At 53.6% G+C, this 16374-nt stretch carries 11 protein-coding genes and 1 pseudogene; 3 read left to right on the forward strand and 9 right to left on the reverse strand.

The window, feature by feature from the left end:
* Nucleotides 1-98: 98 nt before the first annotated feature.
* The 5 genes from Poly59_RS27225 to Poly59_RS30750 all read right to left on the reverse strand — a co-directional run bounded on the left by Poly59_RS27225 (nucleotide 99) and on the right by Poly59_RS30750 (nucleotide 8753).
* The gene (locus Poly59_RS27225; RefSeq protein ID WP_146537238.1) at nucleotides 99-3062 is read right to left on the reverse strand and encodes a WD40 domain-containing protein; all 2964 of its coding nucleotides are present in this window, start codon (nucleotides 3060-3062) and stop codon (nucleotides 99-101) included.
* Nucleotides 3059-4510, reverse strand: a complete 1452-nt coding sequence (locus tag Poly59_RS27230) for a PPC domain-containing protein (RefSeq protein WP_246151976.1) — start codon at nucleotides 4508-4510, stop codon at nucleotides 3059-3061. Before Poly59_RS27230 ends, Poly59_RS27225 begins: the two co-directional genes overlap by 4 nt.
* A 260-nt stretch (nucleotides 4511-4770) precedes the next feature.
* Complete coding sequence (locus tag Poly59_RS27235) at nucleotides 4771-6111, reverse strand: DUF1501 domain-containing protein (protein WP_146537240.1); 1341 nt, start codon at nucleotides 6109-6111, stop codon at nucleotides 4771-4773.
* Nucleotides 6112-6117: 6 nt separating this feature from the next.
* Nucleotides 6118-8373, reverse strand: a complete 2256-nt coding sequence (locus tag Poly59_RS27240; RefSeq protein WP_146537241.1) for a DUF1549 and DUF1553 domain-containing protein — start codon at nucleotides 8371-8373, stop codon at nucleotides 6118-6120.
* Nucleotides 8355-8753 carry an HAD family hydrolase gene (locus tag Poly59_RS30750; protein WP_146537242.1) on the reverse strand — a complete coding sequence of 133 codons (399 nt, stop codon included), beginning with the start codon at nucleotides 8751-8753 and terminating at the stop codon, nucleotides 8355-8357. Before Poly59_RS30750 ends, Poly59_RS27240 begins: the two co-directional genes overlap by 19 nt.
* Nucleotides 8754-9085: 332 nt before the next feature.
* On the opposite strand from Poly59_RS30750, the gene Poly59_RS27250 reads away from it, so the two are divergent.
* Together Poly59_RS27250 and Poly59_RS27255 are read left to right on the forward strand one after the other, a co-directional pair.
* Entirely contained in the window at nucleotides 9086-9385 is a 300-nt protein-coding gene (locus tag Poly59_RS27250) for an MTH1187 family thiamine-binding protein (RefSeq protein ID WP_146537243.1), read from the forward strand.
* A gap of 534 nt (nucleotides 9386-9919) precedes the next feature.
* The gene (locus Poly59_RS27255) at nucleotides 9920-10645 is read left to right on the forward strand and encodes a hypothetical protein (protein WP_222436181.1); all 726 of its coding nucleotides are present in this window, start codon (nucleotides 9920-9922) and stop codon (nucleotides 10643-10645) included.
* 251 nt (nucleotides 10646-10896) lie between these two features.
* Here the strand turns inward: Poly59_RS27255 and Poly59_RS27260 are convergent, their stop codons facing one another.
* Nucleotides 10897-11148 carry a hypothetical protein gene (locus tag Poly59_RS27260; RefSeq protein ID WP_146537245.1) on the reverse strand — a complete coding sequence of 84 codons (252 nt, stop codon included), beginning with the start codon at nucleotides 11146-11148 and terminating at the stop codon, nucleotides 10897-10899.
* A 90-nt stretch (nucleotides 11149-11238) separates the two neighbouring features.
* Nucleotides 11239-11361, reverse strand: a complete 123-nt coding sequence (locus Poly59_RS30490; RefSeq protein WP_261343565.1) for a hypothetical protein — start codon at nucleotides 11359-11361, stop codon at nucleotides 11239-11241.
* 79 nt (nucleotides 11362-11440) lie between these two features.
* On the opposite strand from Poly59_RS30490, the pseudogene Poly59_RS30305 reads away from it, so the two are divergent.
* Nucleotides 11441-11641, forward strand: a pseudogene (locus Poly59_RS30305) (CoA-binding protein); the annotation flags it as partial.
* A 109-nt stretch (nucleotides 11642-11750) separates the two neighbouring features.
* On the opposite strand, the gene Poly59_RS27270 reads toward Poly59_RS30305, so the two are convergent.
* Both Poly59_RS27270 and Poly59_RS27275 read right to left on the reverse strand, forming a co-directional pair.
* Nucleotides 11751-15653, reverse strand: coding sequence for a protein kinase domain-containing protein (locus Poly59_RS27270; RefSeq protein WP_146537246.1), 3903 nt, complete (start codon nucleotides 15651-15653; stop codon nucleotides 11751-11753).
* On the reverse strand, nucleotides 15650-16255 hold the full coding sequence (locus Poly59_RS27275; RefSeq protein ID WP_146537247.1) for an ECF-type sigma factor: 606 nt from the start codon (nucleotides 16253-16255) through the stop codon (nucleotides 15650-15652). The genes Poly59_RS27270 and Poly59_RS27275 overlap by 4 nt, the downstream gene beginning before the upstream one ends.
* Between the last annotated feature and the right edge of the window lie 119 nt (nucleotides 16256-16374).

The following is a 16374-nucleotide window of genomic DNA, read 5'->3' on the forward strand; positions in this document are numbered from 1 at the left end:
TACCGCAACTCGAAATCCCTCAAACGATTCAGGGTTTGACGCGATTCGCAAACAAATTCCCGCCCGCTAGGAAGTCGGTTTGGGGCGTTCGCCAGACGTCAATCCGCCTTGCCGCTGTACTCAAGCAGTTGCTTGCCCGCCTTGTCGACAATAACCGCGACACCGTCAGCGCCGCCAACAATGAATTGACTGCCGTCACGATTGGAATCCAATGCATACAGATATCCGCCCGGGACCTTCGAATTGGTCTCTCTGGCTCCGTTGTCAGTTCGATAGACACGGAAGTATCCGTCACCGCCCACGACGCCAATTCGATCCTCACGCCCAACAAAGACTAGCCCAGTGACCTCGGACTTCAAGCCACTGATTGTTTGTGTGGACTGCCCAGAACCGATATCCCAAACTTTGACCGTCGCATCCGCCGAACCACTTGCAAGTTGGCGAAGATTCACGTTCCAAGCGATTGCGGTGACGTGATGCGTGTGCCCTTCAAACGCCTTGATCAATTTTCCAGTTTCGACATCCCACAACTTGATCATCCGGTCGGCACCTCCGGTGGCCAGCGTTTTTCCGTCGGGCGAAAAACGGACACAAAAGACCGTGTCGCTATGCGAGTTCTCAATTTTGCGAATCAACGAACCGTCGGAAACTTTCCAGAGCATCAGTTCCCCTGACCGAGAGGGATCGCCACCGCCGGTGGCCAGTACGTTTCCTGTGGGATTAATGTCCACACACAAAACGCGATCGGCAAATGGACTCTTACCGGTCGATGTTCCGATCGCTTTTCGATGTTGCCAAAGACGATCCGAACTATTCAGCGCGTGAGTGTTGCCGTCGGCTCCTTCGATAATGAGACAGTTGTCACCAGCGGCAATTAGTTTTCCGCCGGCAGGCATTCCTGGCATCGCGGCCAACCAATCTCCGGCGCTGGACCAAAGACTCCATGTGTCGGTCGTGCCGCCATCCGAACGGGCACCACGGGTGACGATACGTGTGCCCGCCGACATGACAGCAAGGGTTTGATCGGCGGCGAGCGATTGATCTCGCAACAATTTGGAGGCGGCCTCGTTCGACTTGCGGGTTTCATGATCCGCTTTGATTTGCTCGAGTACTTGTTTGTGACGCTGCTGCTCGGCATTCAGATCCTTTAATCGAGACTCGCCGCGAACCTTGGTTGCCTCTGCCAAACGCAGGGCAGCAACAGCACTTTCAAATTCGCTGTCCGCCTTATTCGCGACTTGATCCGCTTTGGTCGCCGCCTCCGTCGCTGCTTTAATGGCATCGGCAAGTTTCTTCGCGTCAGGAATCGCGGCCAACTGTTTCTTGGCATCGGTCTGTTCTTGCTTTAGCTTTTCGAGCTGCTTTTCCAGTTCCGATACTTTTGCCCCAAGTTGTTTGACGGACTCCGCCAACTCAATTCGTTGTAGGTTGCTGGTTTGCTCAGCAGACTTCGCTTCGGCAAGTTTCGCGGCCGCCGCTTCAGCCGATCTCTTGGCTTCGACGATACTCGCTTGCTTTTCGTCTCGTTGCTTCGTTTTCGATTCGATCTCTTTGGCGAACGTCTCGATACTCTTCGTTTCCGCTATCACATTTGCCTCAGCCTGCTTGACGTCTTTGTCATGCATGGTGACTAGCTTTTCTCCGACGAGTGTTTCCCAGTTGTCCCTCGCCAATTGAGCCTCTGCGATTGGATCAGACTTAGCGACTTCGACATACTTTTGGTCGGCAATACGATAGTGCCCCAAAGTTCCCGTTTTGGATGTCATCCAAAGTGTGGTGCCCGTTGGTGAGAGCGAAGCCGATACGGCAGGTGAGGGCAGCTTCCCGGCTTTGTCAAAGGCGCCGGTCGTCTCATTCCAATTGGCAACCCTGCCTGACACGTCGATCGCAACCAGGCGACTTGGGTCTTGTGTCGCCGAATAGAGTCCCAGGACTGCTTGATCAAAAACAGCGAATTTCGTTTTCTTCCATTCGTTTCCATCTCGTTTCCAAAGCAAGACGTGTCCTGTCGTGTCCGCCGTCGCGAGTTGATCTTGGCCGCGCCAAATCATTGAAGTGATCGCGTCATCTGCATCGATCGCCTGAGGTTCTTTTCCATCGATACGTACAATGCGAATCGTGTTACCCCACGCAATCGCGGCCTGATGACCGGCTACGCCAACGGACAATTGAACCATTGATTGATCGCCGCTAACCAATTCCAAGGGGATGTCAAAACTTTTCATCCATTTCCAACGATCGGTTCCAATTTCGCCGACACTCAATTCACCTCGACGCGACAACACCGCCAGCTGATCGCCGCACCCATTGATCGCGATTGCCAGCACGTCATCAAGACTAAACTGGGGAAGCAATGCGGATTCGAACGGGACCAGTTCCCAAAACTTGACATTGCGAAAGCCAGCAGAGACGACGTGGTGTCCCGTTGAATCGATCCAAAGGTCTTGCACGAAATCCTCATGAGCCGGTTTCGTTTGATTGTCGGCCTCGATTTCCAATGCCCCGACGGACTGGCCCGACTTTGCACCAAACATCTGAATCCGGTTTCCGAAACTGATCGCTGACAATCGCCCGTCCGCGGTCATTGCCGATCCGTAGACGGTCTGCAAGGCAGAGGGAAGTGGCTGCCACGCGTGATCCGTTGCCTCGATGGATGCTTGATCTACCACGGCCCCCGACTCGATCCAACGTCGAAGCAAAGCAAGTTCCATTGCATTCAAATTGGATGCCGAGACATCATTGTCATCTGGAGGCATCACGGGCTCATCGGCGTGCGATGCCAGCAGGAAAAGTCGGCTTGTGTCTGGTTTTCCGGGAACCAAAAGATCTTCAACGTCCGAGGACTTCATTTGCTCAGCGGATTCCAAGTTCACACCGCCTTCTGCATTGCGTGCGTTATGACAAGCAACGCAGTTCGTCTTCAATACCGGCGCAACATCGCGGCTGAAAAGCACTTCACGGTCGATTGGTAATTCGTCAATCGGCAGCGTGTCTGCACGCGTCTGCGTCCAAATGCCAAGGGCCAGAAAGACCACCAACGTTGTCCCTACCTTGTCCATCATGGTTTTGGTTCTTCCGTCGATATCGGTGGAATGGTTAACCAGAATTCAGTGATAGAAACGGCGGGTCGCAGTTCGAAACGTGCGGCAGTCGTGTCTGCCGAGGGATTCCCGTCGGCATCGATCTCTGCCCCAACAATTCGAAAGCTCCCGTGCCCAGGTGTACTTTCCCCAGCGATCAACTTTAGTTTGACCGATTTCGACGTGTCGCCCTTGGGTTCGGAAAGTACGGGTTCGCATGTGATGCCCTTCGGTAAACCCGTTGCGGCAACTTGCACCTTTTCATCGAAGCCGGATGTGCGAGTCACCGTGACCGTTAACTCAAGCGGCTTGTCTTTCTTGACCACGAAATGCTCTTCTGAAACCGAAAGACTACATTGCGGTTCGGAGGGATAAATCGACAGTTGATAAAAATGCCGCGGACCAAAACCGCCCAGCGTTTCAGTCACAACGACTTCGACGAGACCATCGTTTGTCATGGTAAAGTCGACTCCCGCGTCGTAGATTCCACGCGAAACATCATCGTTACTTGCGAGTGATTTCCCGGACTTCTGATCGATGACGGCCAATTTTGAATCGACCAGGAACCCACCCGACTTTGAATTGACCTCCGCACGATACTTGATTCCTTTACTTGCAGAAAACGCGTAGCTGTGCGATTCATCGGGTTTGGTAAAGTGCCCGAATAGAACTGCTGGCAGTCTGCCGTCAAACGGCTTGCCGGGTAAAACCTGATTCACAACATTCTCGACAGGCGAAAGCCAAGACCATCCCATCGCGTCTCGAAACGTTGCAACCGGCGGCGATAGTGCCTTCCCCTTTTCAGGCTCCGACAGGACTGCCGCCCAATGATTTTGCGGGTCTAGGTTGTAACCAAACGGTACGATCGTTTTCCCGTCGCTAGCGATGTGATCGACAAAGGGACCCGTGGTCACCGCTAACGAGTAGATGAACGCGGCCGAACCGGCAAAGCCAATGGTGCTGTTGGGCGTCTCGGGAAAGGCAAAGATCCGTATCAAAACGTCTTGATCAGCATCGGCGGTGAAAATGATCTGAGGATCCAACCCGCGTGCGTCGTCGGACTGCGCGAGCACGTTTCCACGTCGGTCAGCCAACTGCAAGACGGCGTCCATCGGAGACTTCAGCAATTGATTTGCCGTCGCCGAGACCACCAGCGTCTGGCCAGCCTTGATCGACACTCCGTAAGCATCGCTATCGCCGTTCTTGGCAAGGCGTCCAACGACCACAGCGGGAATGGTGATCGAAATGGCTTCAGACCGTTTGTCGTTGGGTTCCGTTTCAGGGAACACGTCGACAGACGAAAGGACAAGTGGCACCAGCGCACTGGCCGATTGATCATCGAAGAATCGAACCCAAGCGACGCCTGGCGAGGCGTCCTCGGCGACCTTCACCGTTAATTTCCCGGACTCTTTCCCGAGCAAAATAGACACTCTCTCAGAATCACAGTCGACACTGGGCGGCCAATTTGGAAATTTGCCTTCCGCGGTAACTTCCGTCTCCCTACCGGCAACAACCACTGGCGGGAACAAACGCTCTAGATTGATTTGAGCGTGCGCCCCATGTGCCAAGCCACACCACAGAATCAGCATGCAAAACCATCGTCTACAAACGCTGATGAAACTCACCTGCTCGAAACACTCGACTGCGTGTTTCGTCACATGGTTCATCGATGGTCTCAAAGAGTCTTTCACTAGCTCATCAACTCTTCGATCGGGTTCGCATCGCTGACGAGGTGAACGGGACGCCCTTCACCTGAATACATCACTTGCCCAGGATCGATTCCCAGTTTTCGGTAAATTGTCGAAACAAAATTCTCTGGCGAAAGCACGCGTTCAATTGCCGCATAGCCTTGCCGGTCGGTGGCACCGACGATTTGTCCGCCGCGTGTCTGGCCGCCGGCAAACAGGACACTCATCGCATTGGACCAATGGTCGCGCCCCCCGCGATCATTAATCTTCGGAGTCCGGCCAAACTCGCCCAAAACAACGACTAGGGTACGTTCCAGCATTCCTTGTTGTTTTAGGTCAGAAATCAACGCAGCGATCGTGGCTTCGAATGGCGGCAACTTTGTGTCTAGGGACTTGAAAATATCGGCGTGATGATCCCAGCCGCCGTGATAAAGCGTTACGAACGGAACGCCGGCACCGACCAAGCGTCTGGCCAACAACGCTTGCTGTCCAAACGTGTTCCGGCCATATGCATCACGAACGGCGTCGGACTCTTGATGTACATCGAAAGCCGCCTGTGCTTCTTTGCTGCGGATGATCTGCATGCTTTGCCGGTAGAACTCGTCCACCGCCAACGTCGGGTCGGCGACAGATGCGTCGTTGAATCGCAGCATCGTATCAATCTGTTGGCGAATCTCTTGCCGTGAACCGAATCGACCTTCGGTGAGGCCACCAGGAACCGTGACATCACGAACACGAAAACTGGAACTGTTCGGGCTATCGGGAACAACGAACGGAGCATACTTGCTGCCCAGGAAATTTGGCCCGCCAGAGCGAGACATGCTCGGCAACGAAAAGTAGGCGGGTATGCCGTGCGGCGCGCCGATTTCTTTGGAAACCACACTTCCCATACTAGGGTGAAAACTGACGAAGGCACCGCAACCCACGGGAATGCGCGGCGGAGCGCCTGTCATCATGTAGTGATTGCCGGCACCGTGATTTCCTTGGTCATGCCGAATCGAACGCACGATTGCCAGGTCATTGCTGATCGCCGCCAACTTCGTCATCGGTTGCGCGAACTGGACACCAGGCGTCTGGGTCGCGATTGGTTGATAGGCCCCGCGAATCTCGACGGGTGCGTCAGGCTTTGGGTCAAATGTCTCATAGTGACTCGGACCACCGTCCAGCCAAACCAGGATGCATGCATCCGCTTGTGCATGACCACGATGCGAAACGGATTTCTCCGAGGCTCTTGCTTTTGCCCCGAGTGCACCCGAAAGCCCTCCGGCGATCAGTCCGCCGAGGCCCAATTTCAGACCGTCGCGGCGCGTCAGTCCTTCGCAATTTGTCCAGGTTTTCGTCATGGCAATTCAATTCTGAATAATGAACTCGGGCGAATTGATCATCGCCCATATCAAATCTTCGATAACATCGCGCCGATGATCCGCGGATGCACTGATCAGTGCCTCGGAGTAATTTTGCTCGTCGGTGGTCGGCACTCGGGAAAAAATCGCTAGGTACAATTCCGTTACGAGATCAGCCGCCGGCAAGTCGCTCTTTGCCAACCGCGCTGCACGACTCGAATCACTACGAATGCGTCCGTCAATCTCGCGAGAGTTCATCAAGTGCAAGGTTTGCGTTACTGAAGAATCCGCGACTCTCTCACATGGCGGATCCTTGTTTTCATCTGGTCGACCAAACGTATCCAGAAAGACCGAATCGATCCGGTGCGTCCAAACTTGGTTGGCTCGCGAATCCGGTGCAAGTGCCGAAAACGACTCAGACGTTTCGGTGACATCCGCGACCGCGTCGGCCAGCACCTCGGCACGCAACCGATGGCGATAGTGACGAGAATAGTTCAGTCGATCGCCTACGTTGGTTTCGTTGGGCTGGGAACTGAGTGAGTAAACATTGGAGAGCACGATCGCTTTGATCATGTCTTTTTGATCGTATCCGGATTGTTGAAAGTGAGCGGCCAACGCGTCCAGCAACGCCGGATTGCTGGGCGGATTCGTGCTCCGCAGATCGTCCACCGGATCGACGATTCCCCGTCCCATCAATTGAGCCCAAACTCGATTGACTTGGACTTTCGCAAAGAACTCGTTCTCGGCAGAAGTGATCCAGTCGGCCAGAGCCTCGCGGGGATCCGAATCCACGGCCACGACGGCTTGACCAAACAAAGGCGCTGGGGCGAGCACTTCATCGGTCACAGGATGTTTGACATCGCCGCTTGTTGACGCGAAGACAATTTCTTCGCCACCGGAGATTGGTGGCGACAAACCGGTTCCTTTCCGGCCGACTTTCCCAAAGTACGCTGCGAAAGAATAGAAGTCATGCTGACTCCACTTTTCAAAGGGATGATGGTGGCACTTCGCGCACTCCAATCGGACGCCGAGAAAAAGCTGGCTGACCATCGTCGCAAGCTCATCGGGCGTGCGTCGATCACGATACATCGTCGCTGCACCGTTCTGCCAAGTGCTGCCCTTGGCCGTGATCAGGCGACGTGCGAATTCATCATAGGGGATATTCTCACGATACTGTTGGCGAATCCAATTGTCATAGTTCAGGACCGCCTTGATGCCAACTCGATACGGATTTGGACGCAGTAAATCGGCCCACTGGTTTGCCCAGTGGTCGATGTACTCGGGTTGATCCAGCAGACGATCGACCAACAACTCACGCTTGCGCGGATCCTGGGACTTGAGAAACCTGCGAACTTCTTCCGCAGACGGAAGGCGTCCGATCACATCGGTGTAAACTCGACGCAAAAAAGTCGACTCACTGGCCGGGTCAGAAACTCGAATTTGCAGTTGGCTAAGTCGCTCGTAGACGAGATCATCAATGAAGTTCGCACGTGGCTTTTGGTCATAGTATCCCTCGGGCAGCATCACCACTCGCGGAATGCTGACGTTTGCGACACAAATGTGATTCATGTAGCGAGCCATAACCGCGGTCTCACCTGGGATCGGCCCCGCGCTAAGCACTCCCGAGGCATCAACCGAGACAATCGCTGAATCATTGGAAAGGTATCCGGTCAGCGAAGTGACATCACGCGTGGTTCCGTCGCTGTAATGCGCCATGACCGACAGTGTGGCATCTTCCGAAGGTTTCAACAGAAATTCGTTCTTTGCAAGCTCAACAGAATTCAGAGTCGGTTCATCAGGCACGCGTCGTGGAGCACCTTGGCGAATCCAAGCGAGGAGTGTCTCGTGCGCCGCGGAACCGACATCAAATTTTCGACCGCCACCATGAGGCAATTCTGCCGTTGCTTTTTGGACCAATAAGCTGGATTCGGGAGATCGGATGGTTAGCCGACGGCCCCGAGCTTGTCTCGCGATCGCGTCATAATCGAAGTCCGAATCAAAACCGAGCAACGAGAGTTGGAAGCCGTTCTGGCCACGCTGCTTTCCATGGCAAGCCCCAGCGTTGCATCCCTGAGCAGCCAAGATCGGCTGAACGTCTAACTCGAAACTGACTGGCGTCTCAAAACTCACCCGACGATCAGGTGCCGTCTCTTCAGCGAATGCGATACATCGATCGAAACCGTTTTGGCAAAGCACCACCGTCAACACCGTCGCAACAGCAACGCTAAAGCTCGACAACCTGACTAGAAGGCGATCGCACATGGTGGGTCGGTAGGAAGGTGGGATCGAGGAGGAGGGGCTGACAGTATAGCCGATGTTGAATCGGTGTTGGAATACAATGGAGATCGATTGCAAAAAAAGGTTTCTTGGCTTAAATGACACCAGTGGACCTCGCTGCGTCCCGCAGAAAGACCAGATTGTTTTAACGCCAAAGAAATCCCGTTCTCGATAAAAACGTTTGCCACCTTCAACCGAATTACTTCGGTGATATTCCGTTTTGTTTCGTCGAAGAAAATCATCGCCTCGTAGTCAAGTCCGTTCGTGTGCCGGAATGCGGAGAAGTGTTGCCACTTCGACGGAAGACAGATTTCTGCGAATGCAAAACGATAGCTTGACTGCAGCAAGTTGAGAAACGGTCTCACCCAAGCTGTCTGATCGGTTCACGATGCCAAAGCCACAGTCACCTCATGAGCATCGCAAAAGTTTAAAATCATGAGTCTTTCCGATTAGAGCGTAACCTGCCGATAGCCGAGGTCATAGAATCAATCATCAAGCTTGCGAAACCGCGGCGAGAGACAATCACACCGAGTGCATCCGCAGTCCCAAAGCGTGATGTAGAGGTCAAGGACGATCAGTTTGGCAAGCGTCAGAGTCCGTGATTCCAACTTTCCAGTGGAGCTGTTTGCCGGAAAGCAATCGCTTACACTCGGACGTTGAATTACGCACGCAGTGAAAAATGAAGGATGCAAACAGCATGAAAGTGATCGTCGATTTATGTGTCGTCCCGATTGGTGTTGGCGTTTCGGTGAGCAAGTACGTCGCTGAGTGCCAAAAAGTATTGCAGGAAGCAGGACTGAAGCACCAGCTTCACGCGTATGGCACCAACATCGAAGGTGATTGGGACGAAGTGTTTGCTGCCATCAAACGCTGCCATGAACGTGTTCACGCAATCGGAGCGCCGCGAATCACCACCAGCATCAAAGTCGGAACACGCACGGACCGCGAGCAGTCAATGCAGGATAAAATTGACAGCGTGATCAAGAAGAACCTGTAGACACGTCTAAAATTCGATCCCATTGCAATCTGTAAAGCCCTTGAAGGCTCGGAGAAGATGATCGTCTCCAATGGGCGTCTTGTCCTTTTTCATGCTTCACAAAACAAGCTTGGTTTGTATGAACCGTTTGAAAAATTTCAACATTGGGTTCACTGCCGCGATCGCGACATCCATCTTTGCGTCATTCTCAAGCAACGCTGAAGAATCAGGCAGATAGCCGACGGGCAAATTTGAAATCGTTGTCGATCTCGATACCGAGGTTGGCGAAATGTACAACATTCTGGAATGTCGATCCCGTCACCGACTAGTCGCCTTTTCTCGACGAGCAACAATTCGATCAATTGCAACAAAAACCGGTATGCGAAGTACATCAATTGTGTCCGGTTACTAGGCGGAATAGACAGGACGAAAAACAACTACTTTCGTGGTGTCGATGACCGGGGAGAAGCAGTCTGCGATTTATCCGAAGCAATCGCGATACTTACCGGGATTCGGAAATGCGGATTCACGCCGTGGATTGGAACCGAACGAGATTTGAACCCAGGCCAATGGACGGGCACCAAAGAGCAATGGCTGAAACACTACGACTACACAGTCGCGGCGGTCCGAAGCGTGTTGCCCGGCGCGGAGATCGGTCCAGGGAACGTCGTTGCAACGCTGAAGGCACACAGGCAAGAGTCGTGGGCTCCGGCAATCATTAACCACTGTGCCAGCGGTACCAATCATGTTTCGGGCCAGACTGGATCTCCGCTCGATTTCTTCGGGTCGTTCTGCTACACGACGGTGGGAAGGACCGACAAGAACTTTGAATACATATTTAGGTTTTTGCGCAACAGGCTCGACAGCCGTCCGGAATCTTCAGGCATTCCCATCGAGATTCAGGAGTTCGGAATCCTGAGCGAAGGCGGTAAACGAATCATCGGTGAAAGCGTACCCGTCCAACTCACGCTCGATCAAAAATCGCTAGCGAGCAAAGACTGGACTCTCACGCGGGCCAACCTTATCGACGGCGATCATGCCGAGTTTATTGGCAAGCGAGATTCTGACGTGAAGAAAACTCTCTCCAAATATAGGGACCAGCGAAGGCCTGATGCGGTTGCCTTGAGAAGAGCCATGGCAGTCAACCGAAACGAGTATGAGTTGATGAGCAATCTGCATTCGCTTGATCCGCTCCCGAAACCGACTCGCGACTCCTCAGGCCAGAGGCATTTTGATCTGACGATGGACGGCCATACCGTGCTCTTACTTCGCTTGGAGTGATCGATACGAAAGGCATGTCTCTCGATAGCGTCGAGCTCTTCTTCCAGCGTTGCATTCTTAAATAGCTAAGCCGCTATCGGCGGCGAGCAGGCCCCACGTCGGTTCCAAACAACGACGCGACCTGCATTAACCCGGCGACAGCACAGACGACTAGTCAGTCGAGCCAATGGTTGAAAGACATCCTCGATCGTCCGATCTGTGGTTGTCGAATGATGCACCGAACGACAGAGAGCAAGTCGAGCGTAACACCGCTATTCCGATTTGCCATGGAATTTGATTGTAGGAAGTCCTGTTTTGGCATCCGCGTTACCGAAACTGTTCGACTCCCACAGCGGGCGATATTCAGCATTAGCTTGCCACGTCGCTGAGCCCCTGGAGCCGGCTGATGGCAGCGCTTCTGCCAAGTTTTGCCAGGAGACAACACGAGAGTCGCCATCGAGTTGAACGCCTTGGCTCGATTCGAACCACATGGCCAGATTTTCCTGCTTCGGAAGTTCTGTCATTGAATCGGGCTTGGCAACCAGATCCTTGGCTCGATCCAGAATGCGAATAAATTTTTGGGGATTGGCAGGAATTGATTCGGCCGTTGATCTTTATTCGTTTTGGATTCGAGTGCGCATCGATTCGGTCAAGCGTTGGGTTTGATTGTTGTTCAAAATCATTTCGACTTCGCCTTTAAACACGTACGTTTCGTTGATTCCGTCGGCATCAACCATGACTCAAAACTCGGTTCCGTGATCAATATGGCGTTGGCTTTGCGAATGCGATCCTTTCAACCGCTCGCGGATAATGAATTATCCGGAAATCGCAGACCTTCCCATCGTCCGCGAATCGCTTTCATTCATCACGCCACCAGAAGTCACCCTGCAAGTCATCACGGATGCCATCGCAGCCGGATTGAAGCGCATCTGGATGCAGCCCGGAGCCGAGGACGAGCAGGCTAGCCAGTCCGCACGCGTAGCTGGCATCAACGTCATCGACGACGGACATTGCATGCATGGTGCTATTGGCCCGCCGCCCGTCAACGGCGATCGGGATCATGCAACCAGGCGAATCATGTAACGGACGGTGGATGAGTCCGCGGTCTTTCCTGCGAAATCGCTCGCTATTCTCTCGGGCACTTAATTTTTGCGAGGGACTCGACTGCTCGTAGTTCGAGCGACTTGGCATTCTGCTTCTTGGCGATTTCGACAGCCCGGCGAAACCACGTTATCGAGACGTTTTCTCCGTCTCCATTTCGCATGGCAACCTCTCCGCGAAGTCTGGCAATTTCTGACTCGTAGAATCGTTCCCCCGTCTCGTCGGAAAACTGCTGTGCTTCGTTAAGCGCTTCGGCGGCGCGGTCGGTGTCACACGCGTTGATCCAGGCTTGCGCGAGCAGTGCAAACAGGTAGTGACAGCCTGCGGCGTTCCCGGACGCTCGCCATTGCCGGATTCCTTCGCGCATGGTCGTTGTCGCCGCCAAAGAATCACCGCGCGCGTCTTGAACCCAACCACGGATTGCCAGCGTCCATGCATTCCAAAATGGAAAACCGTATTTCTCCCCAAGTTGATCCGAGAGGTCACACGTCTGCTCGGTACGATCCACATCGTTTCTGAATTGGTGCAGCCATTGCGAGAAGCCTACCGGAAGTATGTAGGCCGTAGGATGTTTTAACTGCTGACCTTCAGCGATTGCTCGCTCGCTCTCCGCCAAAGATCGTTCGGTGTCCCCCATCAGCCATAACGCCCAGGCCAAATAGCTTCGGCTCGTTACCCAGAGATCCACGACATCGATTTTGGCAACTTCTGCTCTCAAGTCGGCAGTCGCCTCCATGGATAAGACCTGCTCAAGATGCTTACGGGCGCGAAGTAGTTCTCCCTGGTAGACGAGTGTCGAACCAATCGCACGATGGGCAACGACAATGTGACTTGCACGACCTGTCTGCGAGGAGAGTGCTAGCAGTTGGCTTGCCAGTTCGTTGGCTTTGTCCAGTTGTGACTGCAACATGAAGTAGCGAAATAATCCATACAGTACTGGAAACTTCTCCAGTGGGTCATTCAGTATTTCGCACAGCTCCAACGCCCGTTCATAGTTCTCGCGCACCTCGGGAGCGATGTAGCCATGGATCGACTGTAGGTGAACACCAAGCAAGCTTCGTATCTGCACCTCATTTTTTGCACGTGCAACGGACCCCTCCAGATTCGCCAGGCTTTCCAGAGCAGATCGCAGGTGTCTTTTCGCCTCCTGGTGCGCAGCGCGACTCGTTGCATTGACAGCAGCCTGCCGTGAGTAATCCACTGACTTTTCCCAGCAGCGTGCCTGAGCGAAGTGATGGGAAAGCAATTCGGGGCTATGGTTACACAGTTCAGGAAACTGTTCTTCGCAGACAGTCGCGATCTTCAGATGCACGTTTCGCCGATCCTTCTTGATCATCGCTCGATAGGCAACGTCTTGAATTAACGCATGTTTAAATACGTATCTCGTCGATTTCCCATGTCCATAACGATAGACCAAATCAGCTCGTAGCAGGCGGTCGAGTTCGCTTTGAAATTCCGACTCTGGGATTCCCGACACTGCGGTTGCCAAATCGAGTCGAAACTCTCGCCCGATTGCTGCACCAAGCTGGACGACTTCCATGTTGCTTTCCACTTGGTCCAACCGTGCCATCAACAATTCTTGCAGCGTCTCGGGCACGTCGCTAATGGTCGCCGAGCCAGACAGGATCATCGACGCGAATTCTTCAATGAACAATGGGACGCCATCGGTACGCTGCGCCAACAAACTTTCCATCTCGGCGGGGATCGCCTCCATCGACGAACATTGCAGAATCATTTCGCTGATATCCTGCTGTTCTAGTCCACCTAGCTCAATCCAGTTGACTTGCGAGTCAGCTTGCCATTGCTTCTGGAACTCAGGGCGAAAGGTCGCCACGAGAAGAATTCGATCGTCCAGTCCAGTCGAAATCAATCGGTCGAGCAGCTCCAGACTGGATGGATCGATCCAGTGCAGGTCTTCGACGGCAAAAAAAAGAGTTGACCTCTGTGCAACTCGCGAAAACCACTTCAGCACCAATTCAAGTGTCTTCTCCTTCTTCTGTTGGGGAGACGATTCGAGTGGTGGATAACACCCGGCAAGCGGTATCGATAGCAGCGAGGCCATCAGTGCAACTTCCTCGTCGCCCTCGATCCCCAAATCATCCAAATGACGGACGAGCTTGCTTAGTTGTTTGATAGGTGGAATTTCTTCGCTAAATCCAAGCAAGAGCTTCAAGGAGCGGACGGCCGGATACAGACTGGTGGATTGACGCTGCGGATCAGCAGACCAGTCAAGAATCATCGCATGCGGCGATGCTCTGTGAACATGTTGCTTTAACTCAAAAATCAGTCGTGATTTTCCGATTCCCGCTTCGCCTTGAATAAAAACCGCTTTCCCTCGACCGCTGCAAACACTCGACCAAGTCTCGGAAAGCATGTTCGTTTCGGATGCACGACCGACCAGTCGTGTCAGTCGTCCGTGCACTCGCGCAACATCAAACCTGCTGCGGATGCGTTCGGAAGCGACATGATGCAAGAGCATCTCTTCGCCGTCTCTGAGTCGGAGTGACTCGGTAGACTGAAAATCAAAGAATCCCTTCACCAACCGGTGCGTGTCCTCGGTTGCCACGATCGCGCCAGCCCCCGCAGTCACGCCCATTTGATTAACGACTGTAAGTATGCGACCGGACAATGAAACGGTTTCGTCATCGATGGTTCGCAGGATCGCTTGGTCGGTGTGAATCACCACAGAAGCCGAGAGCCGGACACCCTTCTTTCGATGAAGTTTTGCACTGAACGCTGTGATTTCTTGTTGAAGCTCGATCCCCGCGCGAACGGCGCGCTGTGTCGAATCTTCAACGGACACTGGGAATCCAAAGCACGCCAGTAGTCCTTGATCAGTCATCTGGACGACCTGCCCCAATTGACGCGACACGATGTCACGACAGAGTGCTTGGAATGCTTCCAGAATCTGAATTTGCTCACCCAGTTCCAAACGCTGGAAGATCTCGTTTGAGTCAAACACGTTACTGTTGAGCTGCACGACGGTGACACGTCGGCGTGTCGCTCGATGCGATCGAGAAGCGGACGAATCAGTGCGAAGCGAATGCGTCGTAATGAGTTCGGGAGGCGGAATGGTTTTGTGCAATTCTTGATTCGGATTCTGCAGTGCTTGCCGAAGATGCGATGCAAAATCATCCGCCGTGGTGTAGCGATCGGGAAAGTCCTTGGCCATCGACTTCATGCAAATCGCCTCAAGCAGCGGCGGTAATGCTCGCATCAATTGTCGGGGCGGTTGAGGATCGTCTTCACGAATCTGCTTCATCAACGTGCTCGACGGATTGGACCGGAAAGGAGTCTGACCGGTCAACATTTCGTAAAGAATGACGCCCAAGGCGTAGATGTCCGTCCTTCCGTCGATACGATGCCCTTCACCGATGACCTGCTCGGGAGCCATGTAAGCATGTGTACCGGCAACGACGCCTTTTTGACGCCGCTGCAATTCATGAGGCACATCATTGATGGCAAGATTAAAGTCGATGATGACGGGGGACCGTCCGCCAACAAGAATGACATTTTCAGGTTTCAAATCACGATGAACGACTCGGTGTGCATGGGCGTGAGCCAGCGCGTCAGCCAAAGCAATCGCGATCCGAATCGATTCGGTGACCGTTGGCCGATTGCCCTGCAAGTACTCTCGCAAGCTTGGCCCTTTGAGATATTCGGAAACGATGTAGCAATTTCCGTTGTTTGTTCCGACATCCTGTATCGACACGATCCCCGAGTGGGAAAGCTGGCCAAGCGAGCGTGCTTCGTTCAAAACATCAGGCTGTTGATTTCGGTCGACTCGGGGCAACTTGAGAGCCACCTCTCGCTCGCCATCCAAATCGAAGGCAAGGTAAACGGACCCGAAGGCACCTTGCCCCAAACGCGATCGGATGACGTAGCGACCGATGTTGGATGGCAGATCAGGTTCGTGTACCGTCGTCATTCACTTTCCCCTTCGGCCGACCAGATCTGCCGAATCAAATTGAGCCTTCGTTCAACGCTTCGTTTTGACAAGTCAATTCGTGCGGCGATCTCATCCACTGAGTAGCCTTCGATTCTTAGTAGTGCGATTGTTTGCAAAACGTCGTCTTCGAGTGTATCCATTAAGTGTTGGCAGTCCGCAGAAAACTGTGCCAGCGATCGTCCGGTATCCGGCATCTGGTCAAGACCACGGCTCCCTGTGTCGGCGAACGCGGATTCACCACTGACCTTGCCACCGCCGCGTTTTTGGCTGGACTGTTCCCGTCGGTAGCCGCTGGCCTTGCGTGACGAAATACAAAACAGAAGCCGCCATAGCTCGTCTTCACCCAAAATCTCGCCAAGTGAGCCTCGCGTCGCACCGGCACAAAAGCTTTTGAATGCGCTGAGCGCAACGTCTTCCTCATCCAGTACCCGTCGCAGGTGGCGGGGCAATTTCTGGCGGGAGTACGCAAGCAGCCGAGGATAAACGTACTCCCATAGCTCGGTCGTCGCGGTTTCGTCGCCCTCCTCCACTGCGCGAAGGCAGCGACTGACGTTTTCTGGCGAATCGGAAAGGTTGGACATGCCGAATAAGTCGCGACGGGAGAGAATGTTACCGTCGCAGTATATCGCAATCCCAGCATGTCGATTCGCTTCTTCTGCTCGCGTTCACCGCGACGCGTAAATCGCATCAGTGAGGGGTC

Origin of the sequence: Rubripirellula reticaptiva, from assembly GCF_007860175.1 — a bacterium.
Classification (GTDB): Bacteria; Planctomycetota; Planctomycetia; order Pirellulales; family Pirellulaceae; genus Rubripirellula; species Rubripirellula reticaptiva.

Coding starts and splice junctions, on each gene's coding strand:
- Poly59_RS27225 (WP_146537238.1), bottom strand. CDS start 3,062: ATGATGGACAAGGTAGGGACAACGTTGGTGGTCTTTCTGGCCCTTGGC.
- Poly59_RS27235 (WP_146537240.1), bottom strand. CDS start 6,111: ATGACGAAAACCTGGACAAATTGCGAAGGACTGACGCGCCGCGACGGT.
- Poly59_RS27240 (WP_146537241.1), bottom strand. CDS start 8,373: ATGTGCGATCGCCTTCTAGTCAGGTTGTCGAGCTTTAGCGTTGCTGTT.
- Poly59_RS27250 (WP_146537243.1), top strand. CDS start 9,086: ATGAAAGTGATCGTCGATTTATGTGTCGTCCCGATTGGTGTTGGCGTT.
- Poly59_RS27260 (WP_146537245.1), bottom strand. CDS start 11,148: ATGACAGAACTTCCGAAGCAGGAAAATCTGGCCATGTGGTTCGAATCG.
- Poly59_RS30490 (WP_261343565.1), bottom strand. CDS start 11,361: ATGGTTGATGCCGACGGAATCAACGAAACGTACGTGTTTAAAGGCGAA.
- Poly59_RS27270 (WP_146537246.1), bottom strand. CDS start 15,653: ATGACGACGGTACACGAACCTGATCTGCCATCCAACATCGGTCGCTAC.
- Poly59_RS27275 (WP_146537247.1), bottom strand. CDS start 16,255: ATGTCCAACCTTTCCGATTCGCCAGAAAACGTCAGTCGCTGCCTTCGC.